Raw genomic sequence first — 19,167 nt, 5'->3', positions numbered from 1 at the left:
CAGCCGGTCGGCAACTATTACGGCGCGGCGACGCCGAGCCCCGCGATGCGCAACCCGGGTCCGGCTCGGCGCGAAGAGCCGCACCCCTCGGTGCCGTTGCTCACGGGAGCAGGCGGTGGCGGGCTGCGGCCGCGACGGCGCCCGCCCGGGTGCGGACGCCCAATTTGGTGTAGATGCGGCCGAGGTGGGTCTTGACCGTGGCCTCACTCAGAAAGAGGGCCCGTGCGATGTCCCGGTTGCCGAGGCCCTGGGTGAGGCGGGCGAGGATGTCGCGCTCGCGCGTGGTGAGAGCGGGCCCGGGGGTGTGCAGACGGGAGACCACCCGGTCCGCGACCGATCCCGACAGCACGGTGCGTCCGGCCGCGGCGTCCCGGATCGCCGCGAACAGCCGTTCAGGCTGCTCGGCCTTGAGTAGATACCCGGTGGCGCCGGCGGCGACGGCCCGGGCGATGTCGGCATCGGTGTCGAACATCGTGAGGACCAGCACCCGCGGGGCCTGGCCGTCCTCCGGGGCGGCTGGTGCGGAGGTCAGCCGGCGGGTGGCGGTCACGCCGTCCATGCCGGCGCCCAGTTGCAGATCCATGAGCACCACGTCGGGACGCAGACCGGCGACCATGGCCAGGGCCTGCTCGCCGCTGTCGGCTTCCCCGACGACATCGATGCCGCCGGTGCTCGCCAACAGGGCGCGCAACCCGGCGCGGACGACGGCGTGGTCGTCGCAGAGCAGCACCCGGACGGCAGGACCGGCGGGGGAGGCGGAGGTCACGGCGTCTCCTGTTCGGCGTCGTCACTGGCCAGGGGGATGGAGATCGTCACCACGGTGCCCTGGCCGGGCGACGACTCGACGGTGAGGGTTCCACCGGCGGCGCGGGCCCGCGTCCGCATGCCCGCCAAGCCGTGGCCGCGGTCGGTGGTTCGGTCGCGGCGCGGGGGTTGTCGAACGTCGAAGCCGCATCCGTCGTCGGCGATGTCGACGGTGACCCGGTCCTCCAGGCAGGTCAGGGTGACGACGGCCCGGGACGCTCCGGAGTGCTCCCGCGCGTTGGCCAGCGCCTGCTGGGTCACGCGCAGCAACGCCGCCTCGACCGCCCCCGGCAGCGGACTGAAGGCACCGGGCGCGGCGTCCAGACGGAACTCGACGGCCGGTCCCGGGGCGCCGTCCCGTCCGGCGAGCCCGCGCAGCGCCTGCACCAGGGAGTTCTCCGCGAGGTCGAGCGGCGCCAGGTCACGGACGAACCGGCGGACCTCGGCCAGCGCGCGGTCCGCGGTCGCGGCGGCGTCCCGCACGTGTTCGTGCGCCGTGTCGGGAGCGGTGTTCCAGTGGCGGTCGGCGGCCAGCAGCAGCATCTGCTGGCTGGACAGGCTCTGGGCGAGGATGTCGTGGATCTCCGCCGACAGCCGCTGGCGCTCGGCAAGGATGCCCGCGTGCCGTTCGCTGGTGGCCAGTTCCCCCCGGGTGCGCACCAAGTCGTCGATCAGCAGGCGCTGTCGGGTGGTCAGCCGCCGGCTGTGGACGAGGACGGCGGTGGCGACGGTGCCGAGGGCGACCGGGGCGATCGCCAGGTTCGGGTTGAACCCGTCGGTGGCGACCCGGACCTCGGAGACGACCACGCAGAGCACGAGGACTGCGGCAAGCGGCACCGCGAGCCGTACCGGCAGCCGGTGCAGCCCGGTGAACAGCAGCGGCATGGTGCACCAGGTGGCGCTCGGTTCGAGGACGAGCAGCAACAGCCACAGGGCGAGCACCGCCCCGAGCCACAGCAGGTGCCGGCGAGTGGGGCGTTCGCCGTGCCGGGGCGCGGGGGCCTTCGACCGTCCCCACAGGTACAGGGCCCCGAAGGCGAGGAACAGCGCGAGAACCCACCCGGTGTGGACACCGTCGACGGGTCCGTGCGTCAGCAGCCTGGCGACCGCCCCGCCCAGCAGCAGCACGAAGGCGGTGTGCAGTGCGGCGCTGAACCAGCGTGCGTCGGGGTCCGGTTGCGTGCTGTCGTGCTCCACCGTGTCCCCATCGGCTCGTCCTGGCCTGTCTCGCCCCGTGTACGGGTCCTCGTGCGCATACGAGGTCTCACCACGTATACGGGTTCGCACCTCGGGCCACATCATCCGATCGGCTGATACCGGCATGGCCCGGACCGGCCCTCCAGGACCGGCCGCTCCTCCGACGTCCGGCGCCGCGGGGCCGATGAGACTGCTGGGACAACGACACCTACGCAGAACGAGAGCCGCCATGTCCAAGAACCTCACCGCCAACCGCGCTTCCTTCGGCCACCGGCTGTCCTACGCGCTGCGCAACCCCGGCCGGGTGCCGCGGCATCTGCGGCGCACGGCCCGTGACGCCTGGCTGCGTCACCGCTCGCCGGACCACGTCGCCTACTACCGCGCGGTCATGGAGTCGGACACGCGCCGCGACCCGGACGCGGCCGTGGGCAGCCACAGCAAGGACCGCTGGCTGGCGCTCGGGGCCATGCAGTTCGACTACCTGCTGAGCCATGGTCTGCGTCCGGAGCACCGGATGCTGGAGATCGGCTGCGGCAACCTGCGGGCCGGCTGGCGCTTCATCGCATACCTGGACCCGGGCCACTACTACGGTGTCGACATCTCCCCGGACATCCTCTTCGCCGCCCAGGACACGCTCCGGGACCAGGGGCTCCAGGACCGGCTGCCCACGCTGACGCCGGTACGCGACCTCACGCTCGGCTTCCTGCCGGAGGAACGCTTCGACGTGATACACGCCCACAGCGTGTTCTCGCACTCGCCGCTGTCGGTGATCGAGGAGTGCTTCGCCCATGTCGGCCGCGTCCTCGCGCCCGGCGGCTGGTTCGACTTCACCTTCGACCGCACCGAGGGCGAGGAGCACCACGTACTGCGGGAGGACTTCTACTACCGCACCGGGACGCTCACCGCCCTGGCCGCGGACCACGGCCTGGCGGCGCGCTTCATGGACGACTGGGAGGTCCTCCCGCACGGCCAGTCCAAGATCCGCGTCACCCACCGGTCGCCCGGATGACCACGGCGCGCCACCGGTGCGTCCGGCGTCAGACGTTGACGCCGAAGTCGGCCGCGATGCCGGCCAGTCCGGACGCGTACCCCTGGCCGACGGCGCGGAACTTCCACTCGGCGCCGTGCCGGTAGAGCTCCCCGAAGACCATGGCCGTCTCCGTCGCGGCGTCCTCGGTCAGGTCGTAGCGGGCCAGCTCCTGGTCGTCAGCCTGGTTCACGACGCGGATGAAGGCGTTCTGCACCTGCCCGAAGTTCTGCCCCCGCGCCTCGGCGTCGTGGATGGAGACGGGGAAGACGATCTTGGCGACTCCGGCGGGCACCGCGGCCAGGTTCACCTTGACCGTCTCGTCGTCGCCCTCCCCCTCGCCCGTGAGGTTGTCGCCCGTGTGCTCGACGGAACCGTCCGGGCTGGTGAGGTTGTTGTAGAAGACGAAGTGCTGATCGGAGACGACGGTGCCCCTCTCGTCGCACAGCAGCGCCGAGGCGTCGAGGTCGTAGTCGGCACCCGTGGTCGTGCGCACGTCCCACCCCAGGCCGACCAGGACCGCGCTCAGTCCCGGTGCCTCCTTGCTGAGCGAGACGTTGCCACCCTTGGCCAGGGAAACTCCCACGTTCTTCTCCTTCCGCGTCAGTGGCCTGGAACCCGCATCGGGCCCCAGGTGAAAACTACATCACTGTAGAATGATGCCGCCCGGTGGACAGCGGTGCGCGTGCGCGACAAGCGCTCCCGGTGCGGCCCGTGCCCGCGGACCGGGCCCCTCGCAGGGGCAGCGCGCGGGCGCCGGGCAGACTTCGGGGTGCAGTCCCACTGACAAGAGGATGAAACGCGCATGATCACGCTCACCAAGGAAGACGGTCCCGCAGACCTGGACGGTGTGACCCATCTGTCCATCGGCGTGTCCTGGGACCCCACCGCCGGCAGCAGCGGCGGGGTCATGGGCAAGTTCCGCCGGAAGGCCGGAACCGACCTGGATCTGATCGCCATCGCGATGCAGGACGGCGACCCGGTCCGCCTGGCAGGCCTCGACTCGCTGGACCCCATGGGGAACGGCTCGTTGCTGCACAGCGGCGACAACCAGACCGGGCACGGCGACGGTGACGACGAGACCGTCACCGTCGAGTTCGCGGGAGTTCCGCGCAACATCACCTCGATCGTGTTCGTGGCCGCTGCCTACAAGAAGGGCAGCAGCTTCCAGAAGGCACGCAACATCAGCTTCAAGGTCTACGACGCGACCGGCGGCAGTACGCAGCAGGTGGCCGACATCTGGCCCAGCATGCTCACCCAGGACAACGGCTGCGCTGTGGCCAAGGCCGTGCGGGCCGGCGCGACATGGAAGCTCGAAGTGATCAACGTGACGGGAAAGATCAAGCAGGGCGACGAGCACGCGCTGATGCGCTTCGCTGTCAGCAAGTAGGGCGCTGCTGACCGGTCGTGTCCGGGGGCCGCCCGCACCGCGTGCCCTGGACGCAGCCGACCGCCCCCGGTGCTGCCGGGGAGTGACGGGAGAGCGGAACCGTACGGCGGGCCCTCGCAGTCCTGCTCAGGGACACGGCTGGTCGGCGCCACTGCGGCGCTGGTCGGCCGTGGGCAGCAAGTCACGGACACGGGGGAGTCGCCGAGGTGGGCCTGGTCGGGATCGGCGCGGGCGGCAGCCGGCGCGAGGCGCGGAGCGCGGAGCGTGCCGCCGGGCGGAGACGAGGCCGGCTGCGGGCGCTGGTCGTCGTCCTTGCGCTGTGGTGGGCTCAAGTCGTCGCAGTGGCCTGGCCCGCCTACGCGTGTGGGTGCGGCGCGATGGTGCCCCGGGACCAGGCGCGGATCGGCGTCGACCAGGAGACCTCGGCCGTGCGCTGGGACGGGCACACCGAACAGATCGTCATGGGCCTGACCGTCCACGGCGACGCCGAGGAAGCGGCCTGGGTCATGCCGGTGCCCCACCGTGCCTCGGTGAAGCTGGGGGACAGCGCGCTCTTCGACGACCTCGCCGGACTCACCGCGCCCCGACCCGAGGAGCGGACGCATTTCCTGCCCCGCTCGGGCGACTGGCCCTTCGAGGGCACCGACGAGGTGGGCGCCCCTCGCGCTGCCGCTCAGGGCGGCGACGGTGTCGACGTCGTCGGCAGCGAACGGCTGGGGCCCTTCGACGTCGCGCGCCTCTCCGCCACCGACCCCGATGCGCTGCGCGCGTGGCTGCACGACAACGGCTTCCGCCTCCCCCGCAGGCTGGCCGGCGAACTGAGGCCCTACGTCGAGCACAAGTGGGAGTACGTCGCCGTACGGCTCGCGCCCCGGCGGGGAACCGGCGACGGCGGGACCCGGGGCGGAACGGGAAGCCGCCTTTCCGGCGCACTCGAACCCCTGCACCTCACCTTCGCCTCGGACCGGCTCGTCTACCCGATGCGCTTGTCCCGCGCCGCGAAGGAGCGCCAGAGCCTCAGCCTGTACGTTCTCGCGCGGCACCGGATGGAACCGCGCGGCCCGATCGGCGGTTCGAGGCCCGAGGTCACTTTCGCCGACCTGCTGAGAAGGGCGGACCAGCCGCCCAGCGTACGGAAGCTCGCGGGGGGCGACGTCCATCTCACCGCTGTCCAGCAGCAGTTCCCCGAACCGGGGAGAATCACCGGTGACCACGTCCTGCGCCCCGCCGCGTCCGACCACTCGTTCCACCGCACGTACGACCACGACGTCCTGCTGCGCTGGGCCGGCGTCCCTGCCTGGATGGTGACGGCGGGCGGCCTGCTGCTGCTCATCCTGAGCGCTGTGACAGCCCTTACCGTGAGCCTGCGCCGCCGACGGTACGGGCCCCGGTGGCCGGTGCTGCCTGCTCCGTAGCGGAGCGAGCCGTCTTCGCCGTCAGGTATTGACGTCGCGTGAGCGGCGTTGTGGGGTGGTGCCTCCCCACAACGCCGCTCACAGGAGGCCTGTTCATGTCCGGCAGCTCCACCGTGCAGGATCCCTCGGCGCACCACACATCGCAGCACACCGAGAGGCCGCTGCGCGCCCGCAGTCGGCGGCTGTGCCTGGTCGCTGCGCTGACCCTCGTCACCGGGCTGACAGGCACCGCCGTGGCGTCGCCCTCCTCCGCCCCGATCGGGGCCGTCGATACCGCTGCCGCGCAGCAGGACTCCACGTCACCCTTCACGGGGCTCCCCGCAGAGCGGAACCCCGTGCTCGCGGTGAAGATCGACAATCACAAGGACGCGCGTCCGCAAACGGCGCTGGAGGACGCGGACATCGTCGGCGTGGAGAAGGTCGAAGGGGGACTGAACCGGCTGTTCGCCGTCTACTCCAGCCACTACCCCGAGACGCTGGGGCCGGTGCGCAGCGCACGTGAGTACAACGTCGAGCAGCTGCGGATGTTCCAGCGTCCCGCCCTGGCCTACTCGGGCGCGCGCGAGGCGGTCGTGGACAAGATCAACAAATCGCCGTTGCACGGCGTCTCGCACGACGACCACCCGGACGCCTACGAGCGCGGAGGCGACAACGAGGCCCCGCACAATCTCTACGGTCATCCGGACAAGCTCCTCGAAAAGGCGCAGGGCGCGAGCGAGGCCGACGACATCGGATTCCGGTTCGGCGCGGAGCCCGGCGGAGGCAAGCCGGCCGACGAGCGCACCGTCGACTACGGTTCCTCCCGCGTCGGCTTCCACTGGTCCGCCGAGGAGGACCGCTGGCTGGCGTCCTTCGACGGCGAGCCGGCGAAGGGGACGTCCGGGAAATCACTCGGCGGCCGAACCGTGATCATCCAGAAGACGGACATGCCGCCGGACTCCAGCGGCGAGACTCCGTACATCGAGACCGTGGGCAGCGGCGAGGCGACCGTGCTGCGCGACGGCAAGGCATACGAGACGAAGTGGCAACGCAAGAGCGCCACGGGGGGCACGACGTACACGCTCCCGAACGGCAAGCGGATGCCCTTCGACCGTGGGCAGGTCTGGCTGGTCTACCAGGAGCGCTGACCCTGCCCCTGCCACCTTGCCCGCCCCCGCGCACCGGCTCCACGCCTGGGGCCGGCCGGGTACGGGAGGCAACGTCTCCGCGGCGCTGCTCCGGCCCGGGAGCGGTGCCGGAGGGGTGGAGGTCTCACGCGGGCGCCTGGCTGCGTGGCCGTCGGACCGTCCGACCCTCCGGCGGCTTGGTCGCCGGGGCCGTCCGGCCGCGTCGCTCCCGGAAGACCGGGACGAGTACGCTGAGGACATGTCATACCAGGCGTCCGACCCCGCGTCCTCGCCGGTGAGCGCGCCCGGTGTCCACCCGGTCCCCGACGCGCTGGCCTTCCTCGCCGGAGGCTGGCAGGTGGAGCGGACGGTGCGGGACTACGCAGGGTCGGTCGGGGGAGAACCACTCGTGGGCCGTTTCTCCGGGACGACCTGGTTCACCCCGTCCCCCGGCCGGAGCCCCGCCGGCGGGACCGACGCGCTCCTCCACCGGGAAGCAGGCGCGTTCACCTGGCGGGGCACCACGAGGCGGGCCGAGCGGGAACTTCTCTTCCGGGCCGGGGAACCGGCAGGCACGGCAGACGTCCACTTCGCCGACGGCCGCTACTTCCACGACCTGGACCTCCGGCACGGCCACCACCGCGCTGTGCACCCGTGCGGACACGATCGCTACGACGGCACGTACGCCGTCCAAGACCACCGCCGATGGCAGCTCCGCTGGCGGGTCACAGGCCCGGCCAAGGACCTGCTGCTGGTCACGGACTACACGCGCCTGGACTGAGCCGTCGCAGGACGCCGGGGATGTCCCGTGCCGGCGGCGGGAAAGCCCATCGGCCTTTGCCTTTGGGGCAAAAAATTTGCCCGTGAGGCAAGGCTCTGGCTCAATCGGAGGATGAGTTCCACTCCGGAGGGCGCCGAGCTCCCCGTCGTCGCCCCGCAACTGCGCGCCATGCGGCGTCGCAGTGGCCAGACTCTTGAGGCCGCAGCGCGGCACTCAGGGCTCTCGCCGGCACACCTCTCCCGCCTGGAGACCGGCCGACGCCAGCCCTCGCTGCCCGTGCTGCTGCTCCTGGCCCGCATCTACGGTACGACGGTCTCCGAGCTGCTCGGTGAGACGTCCGCCCAGCAGGAGCCGATCATCCGGGCCGACCGGATGGAGGCGGCCGAAGCCGAAGGCTGGACGTACTGGCGGGCCGGCGGCTCCGGCCGGGCCATGCAGGCGCTGCGCGTACAGGTGCCGGTCGGCGTGCAGAACGACCTGGTGCGGGTGCACCCCGGCGAGGAGTGGCTGTACGTCCTGGAAGGCAAGCTGCGGCTCACCCTGGGACAGAGCCGGTACGTCCTGGACGTCGGCGACTCCGCACACTTCGACTCGCTCACCCCGCACCGCATCGCCGCCGGCACTCCGCAGGGCGCGCAGCTCCTCTTCGTCCACACACTGCTCCAGAGCGGCGCCGCCGAACTGTGCCTCGGCGGCGGGTCCCGCAGCGCATCCCGCCCCTCCACCGAATGATCCAGCAACCCTGAAAGGCGGCACCATGCCGAAGGACGAACCCGGAGCCGAGCGCGGATACGGGCGCTTCCCGCGCGGGCTGGCCCTGCGCCTCTTCGCCTACGTCGTCGCCGGCCACCTCTTCGCGGGCTTCCTCTACCTGCTCTTCGAGCTCGGAGGCAGCCGCTGACCCGTCGGCATCGGCCCGGCCGGGGCGGTGCCGGCGCCTCAGTGTCCCGTGTGACCGGCGGAGCGCCGGATGGGCATCATCGTTTCCGCCGCGTCCTGTGCGAGGTGGTCGAGGATCAGCCGGTTGACGAAGGCGGGCTTCTCCAGGGGCACCGTGTGGGACGCTCCGGGAACGACGGCGAGCTGCGACGCGGGGATCGCGCGGTACAGGGCGGTGGTGTGCTCCAGCGTCACCATGTCGTCGTCGCCGGCCACCACGAGGGTGGGCGCGTCGATGCGGGCCAACTCTCCGGCGGTCAGCGTCGGCTGGGTGCGCCACATGTCGAGCATCTTCGCCGCCACCGTCGGCCAGTGGTCCGCGCCGTCCGGGGTGACGGCGTCGTACAGCTCACGGAAGAACGCCATGTCCTGGCTGTCGGGCGTCATCGCATCAAGCATCGCCGGGTCGGCGAAACTCTCCCCGGCGGGGCGGAAGTTGGCCCCGATCACGACGGTCTTGCGGACCAGGTCGGGCCTGGAGAGGGCGACGAGCAGCGCGACGACACCGCCGTCGCTCCAGCCGACCAGGTGCGCCGGCCCTCCAGCGACCTTCTCCAGGAAGGCGACCGTGTCGTCGGCCATGTCCTGGTAGGTCAGCGGCCCATCGACGTCAGGCGTGTGCCCGTGCGCGCGCCGCTCGGGGAGAAGGACACGGTAGTGAGCGGCAAGGTCGGCGCGCTGCGCCCCCCACGTCTCGTTGGTGCAGAAGCCGCCGTGCAGGAGGATCAGCGGATCGCCGCTTCCCTCGCTCTCGTACCATGTCCTGACGCCACGAAGGTCCGTGTACTCACCCATCGCTCCAGGCCTTTCCCCGGACTGCCGTCGTCACCGGTCAGTCTCCGCCGTCTCTCGGGCACCCGCAAGGCGGGACAGGCCGTCGCCTGCTTGCCGCGGGCGCCGCATGCCTTCTCGCCGACAGCCTGATCACCGCCCCGAGAGCCCGGGGCCGGGGCGCCGTCACCGCCCGCAGCGTGACCGGCTCGCGGGCGGGAACGCCTGTGAGATGCTCGCTGTCATGACGGCGGCCGTATCCGGTGACTTCGAGCTGACCATGGGCGAGTTGCGCGTCGTGGCGCGCTATGTGGCGCAGACCGCGCACGAAGTCCTCCCGGTGTTCGAGGACGCCGAGCCCGGCGACCTTCGGCCTCGCACAGCCCTCGACGCCGCCTGGGAGTTCGTCGACGGTGCCGGAAGGACCAAGCTGCAGCGTGTCACTTCGTCGGACGCGCACCGAGCGGCGAAGGAAGCTGCCACCGAAGCCGCACGCCTCGCTGCCCGGGCCGCGGGCGATGCCGCATCTGCCGCGTATCTCCACCCCATCGCGAAGGCTCATCAGGTGGGCCACATCCTGCGCGCCGCCGCGTGCGCGGCACGCATCGCCGACATCGCCGCGGGCGACGATCCCGAGGCCGGGGACGCGGTGATCGAGCAGGCCCGGCAACGCGCCACACCAACGCTGATCGACGTCCTCCTCCGCTATCCCCCCGCGCCGACCGGCAACAACCGTGTTGCCCAACTGATGAGCGCATTGGACACCTCCCTGCGCGCGTCTTCCGCCACGCCGTCCGGCTGAGCACCGCCTACAGCCCGGTCGCCGGGCCAAAACGTGTCGGTCTTCAGTCTTCTCAGTGCTGAATGAGCCCGCCCAGCGGGATGGGGGACACGTGGCCGGTGGGTGGTCGGGTTCGGGCGAGGGTGAGTCCGGTGTCGACCAGCGACGACCGGCGCAGGTGAGCGACGCCGGTCAGCGGGGTCCAGACCGACTCGGCGATGTCACCAGTCGGCTCCGGACGGAGCCGGCCGCCGGTGATGCGGACCTGGTAGAAGATGCCGACGTTCTGGTGCTCGGGCAGGCCGGGCGAGGGGCGGTCGGCCGCGGGGATCACTCGGGAGTCCACTCCCAGCAGGCGCTCGACCACCGCGTCGCAGCCCGTCTCCTCGGCGACCTCCCGGATCACCGTGTCGATCGGGTCCTCCGCGTGCTCGACCCCGCCGCCGGGAAGAGTCCAGTTGCTTCCGCCTCTCGGCGACACGTGACGGGCGAGCAGCACCCGTCCGCCCTCACGGCACACCGCGTACGCCGCCAGCCGGAAACTCATTCCCGCATCACCTTCCCAGCCCGCCCATGTCCTGAAGCCGCACAGTGTGTGACACACGCGGCCCGTCGGCAATGTGTCGAGCGGTCACTGGCGGGCGCAACCGGCGACGATCCGCGCGAGCGCCGCACGAGGTTCCGCGCGGCGCACGGCCGTGCCCCTCGTGGAGCAGGGCGCGGGTCGCGCCGTCGGAGGGCTCGGGCAGCCCCGAGTCGTCGGCGCCGCACAGGAGTTGGACGGGACCGTCGACGCCGTGGGCGCGAGCGTGCCGTGCGGGAAGGAACCGCTCGGCTGCTCCCCGGTGCACCCCCGGCCCCAGTTGGTCCAGTTCGGGTCCCAGCAGGGCCGAGCCGGCTGACGTTCCCGCCGCCGCGATGTCCTCGACCCGCAGACCGGCCGGCCCTTGCCCGGTGAAGGCACGCCCGCGGCGGCGATCAGCGCCTTGTGTCCGGCCCCCCTCGCGCTGAGATCGGTGGGGGCCGCGCCGTCCGGGGCCGGCAGGCGCAGCAGTTCGTCCGTCACGGACTTCGCGGTACCGGGCTCGCCGGACGACCCCGACGACGCGGGAGCGGGGGGCGCCCGGACCGGTGCACCGACGCGTGGGCCGGCCCGACGGTCGGCGGGCGCCCGCGCACCGCTGGTCAGTCGGCGATGCCCGTCTGCAAGCTGCCCTGCCTCGGTTGGGCCACCCGGACGGCAACGCTCGCCGTCGCAGGCTCCAGGTGCCTCGTGCCGGACGCCCGCACGCAGCTCCCCCTCAGCGTCGTCAGCCTCCTCGTCATCCTGGTCAACTGCCGCCCTGTCCGGCACCGGTGGGCGAAGGTGCCCGGAGCGCGCATGGCACCGTTGCACACGGACCGGAAGCGTGCCGTGCGGTGCTACCCGGCCGCCAGGTGCTCCCGCAGCCGGGTGACCGCGGCGGGGAGGTCGGTGGCGTCGGTCAGCTCTCTGCCGATGCTCACGGAGAACGCCCCGGCGGCCAGCCAGTCGGCCGCGCTCTCCAGCTTCACCCCGCCGGTCGCCATGATCCGGGCGCCGGGAAGTACCGAGCGCAGGGACCGCAGGTACGGCAGTCCGCCGACGTGGGCGGGGAAGAGCTTGGCGACGCCGCGCTGCGCGGCGGCGCGCAGTTCCGTCGGGGTCAGCCCTCCCTCGACGAAGAGCCGGTCGGCGGCGTCCGCCACCGTGCGTACCTCGGGCACCTGGAACGGGCTGACCAGGAAGGCGGCACCGGCCTCCAGCGCGGACTCGGCGACCGACGCCGAGGCGACGGTGCCCAGCCCCAGGAGAACGTCCGGCTGACGGCGCGCCCACTGGGCGACCAGTTCCTCCCAACCGGGGGTGGTCGCGGTGAACTCGAAGGCGGTGATGCCCGCCTCGTACAGGGCGCCGGCCATCCGGTCGGCGGCCTCCGCGTCGGGCGCCCGCACGGTCGGGACGATCCGTGCCGCTCCCAGCCGGCCGATGACCGAGCGTACGGCGGGGGACAGGTGGTCGGTGGCGCCGAGGTCCGTGGCGGGGTTTCCCGCGTGCGTGCGGGTGGGCGCAGCCGGTTCCGGTGCGGCGCTCATGCGGGGGCCACGATGTGGGCGAGGGCTTCGACGGCGCTGTCGGCGTCGTCTCCGATGGCGCGCAGCACGATCTCGTCGCCGCAGCGGACATTGAGCGTCATCAGCGACAGCACGCTGTGGGCGGGGACCGGGGACGTTCCGGGCCCGGCGTCCCCGCGGGCGACCGTCACTTCTGCTGCGGCTTGGGCTGCCGTCTGGGCGAAGGCGGCTGCGGGGCGGGCGTGCAGCCCGGCTGTCTCGGTGACTGTGAGGCGTCGTTCCACCGTCGTCACGGTTTCGATCTCCTTGTGCTGGTTGTCGCCGCTTGAGGCAGGTGTGTTGTGGGCGGGGAGGGGCGTGGTGCGGGGGGCGCGGTCAGCGCGGTGGGCCGTCGAGCACGCCGATCAGACGGCGCACCACCGTCTCCTCCTCCTCCGGGGTCAGGCAGCGCGGGTCGACGGCCAGACGGCCGGACGCGGCGTGGTGGTCGCGGACGAAGACGGGTGGGCTGCCCGCGGCGAGTTCCGCCGCCAGCCCGGTCGCGTCCCGCCCCGCCTGTGCCGGGTCGACGCGGAGCTCGGCACGGTGGATGTCGCGCCCGGCCTCGTCGCGTACGACGCGGGCGGTGATACCGGGCAGGCCGTCCAGGCGGGCAGCCAGCCGGGCCATCCGGTCGTGGCTGCCGTCGTGGCCGTCGTGTGCGCCGTCGGCGTGTGCGGCGTGGTCGCGTACCGCGCGCACCAGCCCGAGCACGGTCTCCTTGCCGACCTTCATGGGCCGCCCGATGCCGGAGTACTGGGCCCGGCAGGCCGCGATCAGCGACGCGGACCCGCAGACGAATCCGGAGGTCGGGCCGCCGAACGCCTTGCCGCCGCTGAAGACGACCAGGTCGGCCCCCGTCGAGGTCCAGGCGCGCGGGTCCTCTTCCGCCGCCGCGTCGACGATCACGGGTACGCCGTGCTCGCGGCCGAGCGCGACCATCTCCCGGAGGGACAGCATGCCCTTCTGCACCGCGTGGTGGGACTGCACGTACAGCAAGGCGGCCGTGCGCTCGCCGATCGCCGCGGCGACATGCGAGGGCTGCACCTTGTTGGCCGCACCGACCTCGACGGGGGTGCCGCCGCCCAGCGCGATCATCTGCCTGACGGGAGCACCGAAGTGCACCGCGTGGCCTTTGGCGAGGACGACCTCGCTGGGCCGCCCGCCCGGGTCGGGCAACTGCTCGATGCGGGAGAGGTCCTCCCCCGCGACGAGCGCTGCGACGGCCAGCGCGACACCGGAGGCGGCACCGGTGGTGGGGCAGGCGTCCTCGCAGCCGGCGGCGGCAGCCAGATCGCGGCCTGCGGCGACGAGCAGATCGTCCATCACCACGTGGCTTCCGGCGGCCTCGGCCATGGCGGCGACGACATCGTCGCTGAGTCTGCTGCCGCCCAGCGCGGTCATCTTTCCCTTGGCGTTCAGTGCGGGGGGCAGTCCCAGGTCTGCGTACAGGGAGGCGGGGGAGGAGTGGGACATGGTGCCTTTCTCTGCTGTCGTGCGGAGGGGCGCGGACGGAGGAAGGGGCCGGGTTCCGGGTGGAGCCGCGCGGCCCGTTTGCCGCGGGGCGCGGCTCACTTGCCGGTGAGGGGGAAGAACAGCCCGAAGAGCATCGCGCCGAGGATCGCGCCGCCGGTCAGTGGTTTCTTCCACCAGTAGAAGAGCAGGGCCCCCAGGGTGGAGCCGAGTCCGACGGGGATGGAGGCGGTCGCGGCGGCGATGATGACGAGGGGCCCCAGATACCGGCCCGCCGAGTTGCCCGCCCCCATCATCACGTCCGCGCCGAACGTGGAGGTGTTTCCCGAGGAGTTGACGGTCGCACGGCGGATCAGCAGGATGACGCAGCCGATCGCGAAGCCGACCACGGCGCCGGTGGGCAGCGCCAGCCAGAAGTGCTCGAGCGGTGCGGTGATGCCGCCCGCCAGCAGCATCGCGGGGATGCCGATGCCGACGCCGGTCTGCAGCGAGCCGCCGATGTCGAGGATGCCCACCATCGGCCCCTCGATGACCCGGGCGAACAGGAAGCCCGCGCCGAAGGCCGCCGCAGCGCCGTAGCTGCCGTTCTCCATACCGCCCTTGAGGAGCGCGGTGACCGCCACGTCGCTGAAGGTGCCGGTCCGGTAGACGTAGTAGAGGTGCGTTCCGGCGAAGATGCCCGCCGCCAGGGTCGCGACAAAGACCGGGAACGCCCACTCCGAGAGCCAGAAGCTGCCCTCGCCGGGCACCTTGCCGCGCGCCCTGGTGCCGTCCGCGGTGGGGGAGCGCTCGCCCTCGGACGCGGCGGCCGCGCCCGGGCTCGCGCCGGATTCCGCGTGCGCCATGCTGGTTCCTGCCTCTCAGTCCGTCGGGGTGGTGCCGGTCGCCTCGTGGAACCGGCTCAGCCAGTGCGGCACGTCGGCCTTCATCTGCTGGAGCAGTTGGATGTCCACGCCGCGCAGCACCGCGCTGACTGCGAACAGGGACACGACGGCGCCCACCAGGACCCGGGTCACCCGGGTGCGGCCGAGGTCGTCCAGGGCCTTGCCGACGACGATGCCGAGCACGATGCCCGGAACGGCGTTGCCCATCACCACGTGGGCCAGGCCGCCCAGCACGGTGCCCCATCCGCCGGTACGCCGTCCCGCGTCGACGGCCGCCATCCAGAAGACGATGGGCATCACCGGATTGATCAGCCACTCGGAGGCGGGGCCCAGCACATCGGCGGCGACCTTCTGCAGGGAGTGCGGGATGGAGGCCGCGGTGGTGTTGAGCACGGAGACCAGTACGACGCCGACGCCGGCCCCGTAGCAGGCCATACGGCGCGGGTTGTGCAGCGTCTCGGCCAGGTTGCGGTTGCGGGCCATGGACAGGGCCGCCGCCCAGTGCGGCACGATGCGGTGGTCCACGTCCGAGGTCAGCGCGCCGGTGCCGACGGCACTCGCCCAGGCGTTGAAGAAGAAGCCGAACCCGAAGGAGAAGTGTGCCACCGGGTCGTTTTCGCAGGCGTTGAGCTCGCCCAGCGTCCGGAACGCCCCCATGCCTTGCACCTTGGGCGCATGGAACATGCGGGCCACCCCGGCGGAGGCCCCGAAACCGATGAGCGCACCGATGACCATGGACTCCAGCAGGATGGTGAGGGTCTGGTTCACAGCCGTCTCACCTCATGCGCAGTGCGTGCTGGAGCGGGGAGAGCCGTTCCTCGCGGACGGTGAAGTCGACCGCGTCCAGGTCCAGTGCCGCGACGCGCACCTCTATCCGGAGCGTGAGCGCGTAGCGGGACCGGGTACGGGCGAACAGGAGGCCCAGGAAGCGTTCGGTCCAGCGGTGTTCGACGGCCTCGACGACTTCCAGGTCCACCGGCTCCACCCGGAAGCAGACACCGGTGACACGGTCGCCGGCGGCCTGCCGCACCCGTGCCATGGCGTCCGCGAACGCCTTGTCCCGGGTCGGTCCTGTGCCGGTGAGCCGCAGGATGTGGCGGGTGTGCTTCATGCCGATTCCTCCAGCTTCTTCAGCAGTGCCTCGGCAACCGCGTAGCCCAGCTCCTGGCTGTCCAGGAAGCCGAATCCCAGGACGGTGCGGCCTTGTTCGACAGCGGTGACGCCCGCCTGCGCGGAGCGCATGCCGAACTCGATGTCGTGCCCGTACTTGGCTTTCGCCGTCACGGCGCCGGCTCCTCCGCTGCCGCAGAAGGAGATGCCGAGTGCGGCCCCTTCGGCGGCCATGATGTCGCCGACCTTCATGTCGGCTCCGGGGCCGGGGATCAGCACGGGCTCGGCACCTGCGGCCCGTACCCCGTCGGCGACGGCCTGTCCCTTGCCCAGCCGGTGCCCGATAACGATCTTGACGGTCATGTGTGTCTCCTCTTGGCGTTCAGTGGGTCTCGGAGGCGGAGGTGTGAGCCACTTCGAAGTGCAGCGCGAACAGCAGGACCTCGCTGTCGGCCGCTGCGAAGGCGCGGGGCCGGCAGTAGTCGTCCACGAGCTGTCGTGCCGTGGCGAGCCGGGCGGGGGGCACCTCGTCGTAGAGATCACTGTCGAGCGGCTCCAGGGTTTCGCTCTCGCGGACCCGCCTGACGAAGGCCAGGGAGTGCACAGCGAGGGCCAGCAGTCTTTCGTCGTCCAGCCGTACGCCGTCCTCGTGCGCATGGTGCAGGATCAGTGGCAGGAGCTCACCGAGCTCGGCACGGTCCTGGGCGGTGACCGCAACGCTGTCGGCAACGTGGTGCTCAAGTCGCCGCAACACCTCGGCGACCCGGTCGGAGGCTGCGCTCATGCCGCTTCCTCCTCGGGCGTTAGGGGGCGGGGGCGGCCCGCCAGGACGGTGCCGTGCGGGATCAGGTGACGCTCTGCCCGGTGCTGCTCGCCGTGCGCGTCGGTGAGAGCCACCGGCTCCTGGCGCAGTTCCAGGAAAGTCAGGTCGGCGACCGAGCCGGGGCGCAGCGTGCCGAGATCGTCCTCGGCGCCGAGCACCCGCGCGGCCCGTACGGTCGCGCAGGCCAGCACCTCCGTCAGCGGCATGCCCAGTGCGAGCAGCTTGTTCAACGTGTCCGTCAGCGAGCCCACAGGGCCGGCGATGTTGCGGTGGTGCAGGTCGGTACTGACGGTGTACGGCCTGATCCCCGCGGCCAACGCACGCCGGGCGGTGCGGAAGGCGAAGCTGGAACTGCCGTGCCCGACGTCGAGCCGTACGCCGCGTTCGAGCGCCGCCCACACCGCGGGCAGCGGCTCGGGTCCGGTGCCGAAGAGTCCGCCGGGCTTGCCGTGGAAGGCATGGGTCACCACGTCGCCTTCGCCGAGCAGCTCCAGCACGTCGCCGAGGGCGGGTGGTTCGTTGCCGACGTGCACCATGACCGGCACGCCGTGGGCGCTCGCCAGTTCCTTGGCGGCGCGCAGCGGGGCGAGGCCGCTGTCGCCGAGGACGGAGCGGCTCATCCGGATCTTGAGACCGCGCACGGTCTCCGCCTCCGCGCGCAGCAGGGCGTCCGTCGCCGCGAGGTCGAGGTCGTCCTCGCCCCCGGCCAGTTCGGCGTGGCCCTGCACGAGGCCGTGGCGGGAGACGTTGAGCCAGCAGCGCACACGGGTGCGGGCGATGCGGACCACGTGGTCGCGGAAGTGCGCCCAGTCGTCACTGCCGCAACTGCCCGCGTCCACGACGGTGGTGACGCCCCGCTCGACGCCGGCGGAGTCGGCGGGTATGCCGAGAGCCGTGCGGTCCGGGTAGACGTGGGTGTGCAGATCGATCAGTCCGGGGCAGACCAGCAGCCCGCCGACGTCCATGGTCTCCTCGGCGTCGAGCGAGCCGGGGGCACCGGTGCGGGCGATCCTCCCGTCCTGGACAGCGAGGTCCCCGGCTTGGACGGTGCCGCGTACCGGGTCGGCCAACAGGCCACCGGTCAGGAGAAGTTCGTACATGCACGGCCGCCTTTCGCGGGCGTGGTCGAAAAGGGCACGATGCCGTGGTCGGCGGACGCCAATCGTTCCGTAGAGTAGATTGGCGTTCCGTCCAGCGGATCGATGGCTAACTAACCAGATGGCGTACGGAGGGTCAATGGATCGCGAGAAGTCGGCAGCCGCCGGGAACGCCGTCGCCAAGGCGCTGCGGGTGCTCCAGGCGGTCGCGCGGCCCGAACTCCCACACCGTCTGGGAGAGATCGCCGAGTGCGCGGACGTCTCCAAGGCCAGCACCCACCGCATCCTCGCCACGCTGGTGGAAGAGGGGTACGTCGTCGCAGACGGCGAGGGACGCTACGGTGTCGGCTTCCAGCTCCGCGCGCTGGCCGCGCAGGTCTTCTCCGACGACGCGGTCGGCATCGACGCCGTCCTGCGCGCCCTCCAGCAGCGGCTCGGCCAGGCCGTCCACCTCGCCGTGCTCAGCGGCGACCAGGCCACCTACACGCACAAGGTGGACCCCGGCCACGCCTACCGCATCGCGACGGACGTCGGCACCCCGCTGCCGCTGCACGCCAGCGCCGCGGGCAAGGTCCTGCTCGCGCACCTCCCGGAGGCCGAGACCGAAAACCTTCTCGACCGCACGGGGCTCCCCGCCCGTACCCCGCACACCCTCACCGACCGCGACCGGTTGCGCGAAGAACTCGACCTGGTACGGAAGAACGGCTACGCCACCGAGTACGAAGAGGCCGACGAGGCCGTCTGCTCCCTCGCCGCCCCTGTTCTCGACGCGGAGGGCTACCCCCGGGGGGCGGTGTCCGTCTCCTCCCTGGTCTTCCTCGTCACCCGTGAACAGCTCCCGGGCTTCGCCCCCGCGGTCTGCCAGGCCGCCCAGGAGGTCTCCCGGCGGCTGTGACCACCTGCCGGGACGAGGCCGTATCGACGCCCCTTCCCCGTCCCGCCCGCCACGAGCGATGTCCCGCTCACCATGGCCGGGCCGGCCGCCGGGCCTCCCGTCACCAGCCCGGACCGTACTGCGGTGGGACCCTGTCGAGCCTGGCTCGGATGTGCGAGGCCATCGACGGGTCCAGCCGCACGTGCATCTGCGTGTTCCCGCAGGCCGCGCAGACGAAGGCGTCGAACAGGGCCTGCTTCGAACCGAACACGCCCCCACCTGCCTTGCGCAGGCTCCCCTGGACCGCGTACTCGCCCCGGTACACCTCGTTGCCTCCGCACGCGCCGCAGTGCCCGTAGCGCATGTCCCCGTTGGTCATGACGACGAGCCTAGGGCGTGCCCTGGCACCCGAGCGAGCCCGGTAGGGACCTTTCCGGGCAAGGCGGGGCCACCGTGCAGACGCCACGACGTGAGGGAGGGCGTCGAAGACGCCGCTCACGCGCTCGACGACAGAGACCGGGCACCGCCTCTGGCCATCCCCACCGGGTGTGCGCCAAAGTTG

24 protein-coding genes are annotated in these 19,167 nt (G+C 71.9%); 9 read left to right on the top strand and 15 right to left on the bottom strand.

Annotated features, from left to right (window positions below; genetic code table 11):
- Positions 1 to 100 precede the first annotated feature (100 nt).
- Together H297_RS0105500 and H297_RS0105495 are read right to left on the bottom strand one after the other, a co-directional pair.
- Positions 101 to 766: a response regulator transcription factor gene (locus H297_RS0105500; protein ID WP_027736233.1), complete on the bottom strand. Its 666-nt coding sequence runs from the start codon at positions 764 to 766 to the stop codon at positions 101 to 103.
- Entirely contained in the window at positions 763 to 2,001 is a 1,239-nt protein-coding gene (locus H297_RS0105495) for a sensor histidine kinase (RefSeq protein ID WP_027736232.1), read from the bottom strand. The genes H297_RS0105500 and H297_RS0105495 overlap by 4 nt, the downstream gene beginning before the upstream one ends.
- Positions 2,002 to 2,230: 229 nt before the next feature.
- On the opposite strand from H297_RS0105495, the gene H297_RS0105490 reads away from it, so the two are divergent.
- A complete protein-coding gene (locus tag H297_RS0105490) occupies positions 2,231 to 3,010 on the top strand; it encodes a class I SAM-dependent methyltransferase (protein WP_027736231.1) in 780 nt (259 codons plus the stop codon).
- 28 nt (positions 3,011 to 3,038) lie between these two features.
- On the opposite strand, the gene H297_RS0105485 is transcribed toward H297_RS0105490, so the two are convergent.
- The gene (locus H297_RS0105485; protein WP_027736230.1) at positions 3,039 to 3,614 is read right to left on the bottom strand and encodes a TerD family protein; all 576 of its coding nucleotides are present in this window, start codon (positions 3,612 to 3,614) and stop codon (positions 3,039 to 3,041) included.
- A gap of 219 nt (positions 3,615 to 3,833) precedes the next feature.
- Between H297_RS0105485 and H297_RS0105480 the strand changes: the two genes are divergently transcribed.
- From H297_RS0105480 to H297_RS43630, 6 genes are all read left to right on the top strand, one after another.
- Positions 3,834 to 4,418: a TerD family protein gene (locus H297_RS0105480; protein ID WP_027736229.1), complete on the top strand. Its 585-nt coding sequence runs from the start codon at positions 3,834 to 3,836 to the stop codon at positions 4,416 to 4,418.
- A gap of 206 nt (positions 4,419 to 4,624) precedes the next feature.
- Positions 4,625 to 5,833 carry a DUF2330 domain-containing protein gene (locus tag H297_RS0105475; protein ID WP_486589413.1) on the top strand — a complete coding sequence of 403 codons (1,209 nt, stop codon included), beginning with the start codon at positions 4,625 to 4,627 and terminating at the stop codon, positions 5,831 to 5,833.
- Between the two features lie 95 nt (positions 5,834 to 5,928).
- Positions 5,929 to 6,960 carry a DUF3048 domain-containing protein gene (locus H297_RS0105470; RefSeq protein ID WP_078513765.1) on the top strand — a complete coding sequence of 344 codons (1,032 nt, stop codon included), beginning with the start codon at positions 5,929 to 5,931 and terminating at the stop codon, positions 6,958 to 6,960.
- 238 nt (positions 6,961 to 7,198) lie between these two features.
- Complete coding sequence (locus H297_RS0105465) at positions 7,199 to 7,720, top strand: DUF6314 family protein (protein WP_051351625.1); 522 nt, start codon at positions 7,199 to 7,201, stop codon at positions 7,718 to 7,720.
- Between the two features lie 111 nt (positions 7,721 to 7,831).
- Positions 7,832 to 8,452, top strand: coding sequence for a helix-turn-helix domain-containing protein (locus H297_RS0105460; protein ID WP_027736225.1), 621 nt, complete (start codon positions 7,832 to 7,834; stop codon positions 8,450 to 8,452).
- A gap of 25 nt (positions 8,453 to 8,477) precedes the next feature.
- Positions 8,478 to 8,621, top strand: coding sequence for a DUF6126 family protein (locus tag H297_RS43630; protein WP_199787150.1), 144 nt, complete (start codon positions 8,478 to 8,480; stop codon positions 8,619 to 8,621).
- A 38-nt stretch (positions 8,622 to 8,659) separates the two neighbouring features.
- Here the strand turns inward: H297_RS43630 and H297_RS0105450 are convergent, their stop codons facing one another.
- Positions 8,660 to 9,454, bottom strand: a complete 795-nt coding sequence (locus H297_RS0105450; RefSeq protein ID WP_027736224.1) for an alpha/beta fold hydrolase — start codon at positions 9,452 to 9,454, stop codon at positions 8,660 to 8,662.
- Positions 9,455 to 9,674: 220 nt separating this feature from the next.
- Between H297_RS0105450 and H297_RS0105445 the strand changes: the two genes are divergently transcribed.
- Positions 9,675 to 10,232 carry a putative immunity protein gene (locus tag H297_RS0105445; protein WP_027736223.1) on the top strand — a complete coding sequence of 186 codons (558 nt, stop codon included), beginning with the start codon at positions 9,675 to 9,677 and terminating at the stop codon, positions 10,230 to 10,232.
- A gap of 52 nt (positions 10,233 to 10,284) precedes the next feature.
- On the opposite strand, the gene H297_RS0105440 is transcribed toward H297_RS0105445, so the two are convergent.
- From H297_RS0105440 to H297_RS0105385, 10 genes are all read right to left on the bottom strand, one after another.
- Positions 10,285 to 10,758 (bottom strand): NUDIX domain-containing protein, encoded by a 474-nt coding sequence (locus H297_RS0105440; protein ID WP_027736222.1) that lies wholly within the window; start codon positions 10,756 to 10,758, stop codon positions 10,285 to 10,287.
- 875 nt (positions 10,759 to 11,633) lie between these two features.
- The gene (locus H297_RS34630) at positions 11,634 to 12,326 is read right to left on the bottom strand and encodes a bifunctional 4-hydroxy-2-oxoglutarate aldolase/2-dehydro-3-deoxy-phosphogluconate aldolase (RefSeq protein WP_106959560.1); all 693 of its coding nucleotides are present in this window, start codon (positions 12,324 to 12,326) and stop codon (positions 11,634 to 11,636) included.
- On the bottom strand, positions 12,323 to 12,598 hold the full coding sequence (locus tag H297_RS0105420; protein ID WP_027736219.1) for an HPr family phosphocarrier protein: 276 nt from the start codon (positions 12,596 to 12,598) through the stop codon (positions 12,323 to 12,325). Before H297_RS0105420 ends, H297_RS34630 begins: the two co-directional genes overlap by 4 nt.
- 82 nt (positions 12,599 to 12,680) lie before the next feature.
- Entirely contained in the window at positions 12,681 to 13,820 is a 1,140-nt protein-coding gene (locus H297_RS0105415; protein WP_051351555.1) for a DgaE family pyridoxal phosphate-dependent ammonia lyase, read from the bottom strand.
- Positions 13,821 to 13,915: 95 nt separating this feature from the next.
- Complete coding sequence (locus tag H297_RS0105410) at positions 13,916 to 14,662, bottom strand: DUF4310 family protein (protein ID WP_078513764.1); 747 nt, start codon at positions 14,660 to 14,662, stop codon at positions 13,916 to 13,918.
- Positions 14,663 to 14,677: 15 nt separating this feature from the next.
- Entirely contained in the window at positions 14,678 to 15,469 is a 792-nt protein-coding gene (locus tag H297_RS0105405; RefSeq protein ID WP_027736216.1) for a DUF4311 domain-containing protein, read from the bottom strand.
- Between the two features lie 7 nt (positions 15,470 to 15,476).
- Positions 15,477 to 15,812 carry a DUF4312 family protein gene (locus tag H297_RS0105400; RefSeq protein ID WP_027736215.1) on the bottom strand — a complete coding sequence of 112 codons (336 nt, stop codon included), beginning with the start codon at positions 15,810 to 15,812 and terminating at the stop codon, positions 15,477 to 15,479.
- Entirely contained in the window at positions 15,809 to 16,174 is a 366-nt protein-coding gene (locus H297_RS0105395) for an SFCGS family glycine-rich protein (protein ID WP_027736214.1), read from the bottom strand. Before H297_RS0105395 ends, H297_RS0105400 begins: the two co-directional genes overlap by 4 nt.
- Before the next feature lie 19 nt (positions 16,175 to 16,193).
- Positions 16,194 to 16,595: a hypothetical protein gene (locus H297_RS0105390; RefSeq protein WP_027736213.1), complete on the bottom strand. Its 402-nt coding sequence runs from the start codon at positions 16,593 to 16,595 to the stop codon at positions 16,194 to 16,196.
- Positions 16,592 to 17,734 carry an amidohydrolase/deacetylase family metallohydrolase gene (locus H297_RS0105385; RefSeq protein ID WP_027736212.1) on the bottom strand — a complete coding sequence of 381 codons (1,143 nt, stop codon included), beginning with the start codon at positions 17,732 to 17,734 and terminating at the stop codon, positions 16,592 to 16,594. Before H297_RS0105385 ends, H297_RS0105390 begins: the two co-directional genes overlap by 4 nt.
- 136 nt (positions 17,735 to 17,870) lie before the next feature.
- Here H297_RS0105385 and H297_RS34625 point away from each other — a divergent pair, with 136 nt between their 5' ends.
- Positions 17,871 to 18,626 (top strand): IclR family transcriptional regulator domain-containing protein, encoded by a 756-nt coding sequence (locus H297_RS34625; protein ID WP_051351554.1) that lies wholly within the window; start codon positions 17,871 to 17,873, stop codon positions 18,624 to 18,626.
- 100 nt (positions 18,627 to 18,726) lie between these two features.
- Here the strand turns inward: H297_RS34625 and H297_RS0105375 are convergent, their stop codons facing one another.
- Complete coding sequence (locus H297_RS0105375) at positions 18,727 to 18,984, bottom strand: hypothetical protein (RefSeq protein WP_027736211.1); 258 nt, start codon at positions 18,982 to 18,984, stop codon at positions 18,727 to 18,729.
- Between the last annotated feature and the right edge of the window lie 183 nt (positions 18,985 to 19,167).

It is taken from the genome of Streptomyces sp. CNT360, assembly GCF_000424785.1.
This window is presented reverse-complemented; position numbering and strand designations above follow the sequence as displayed.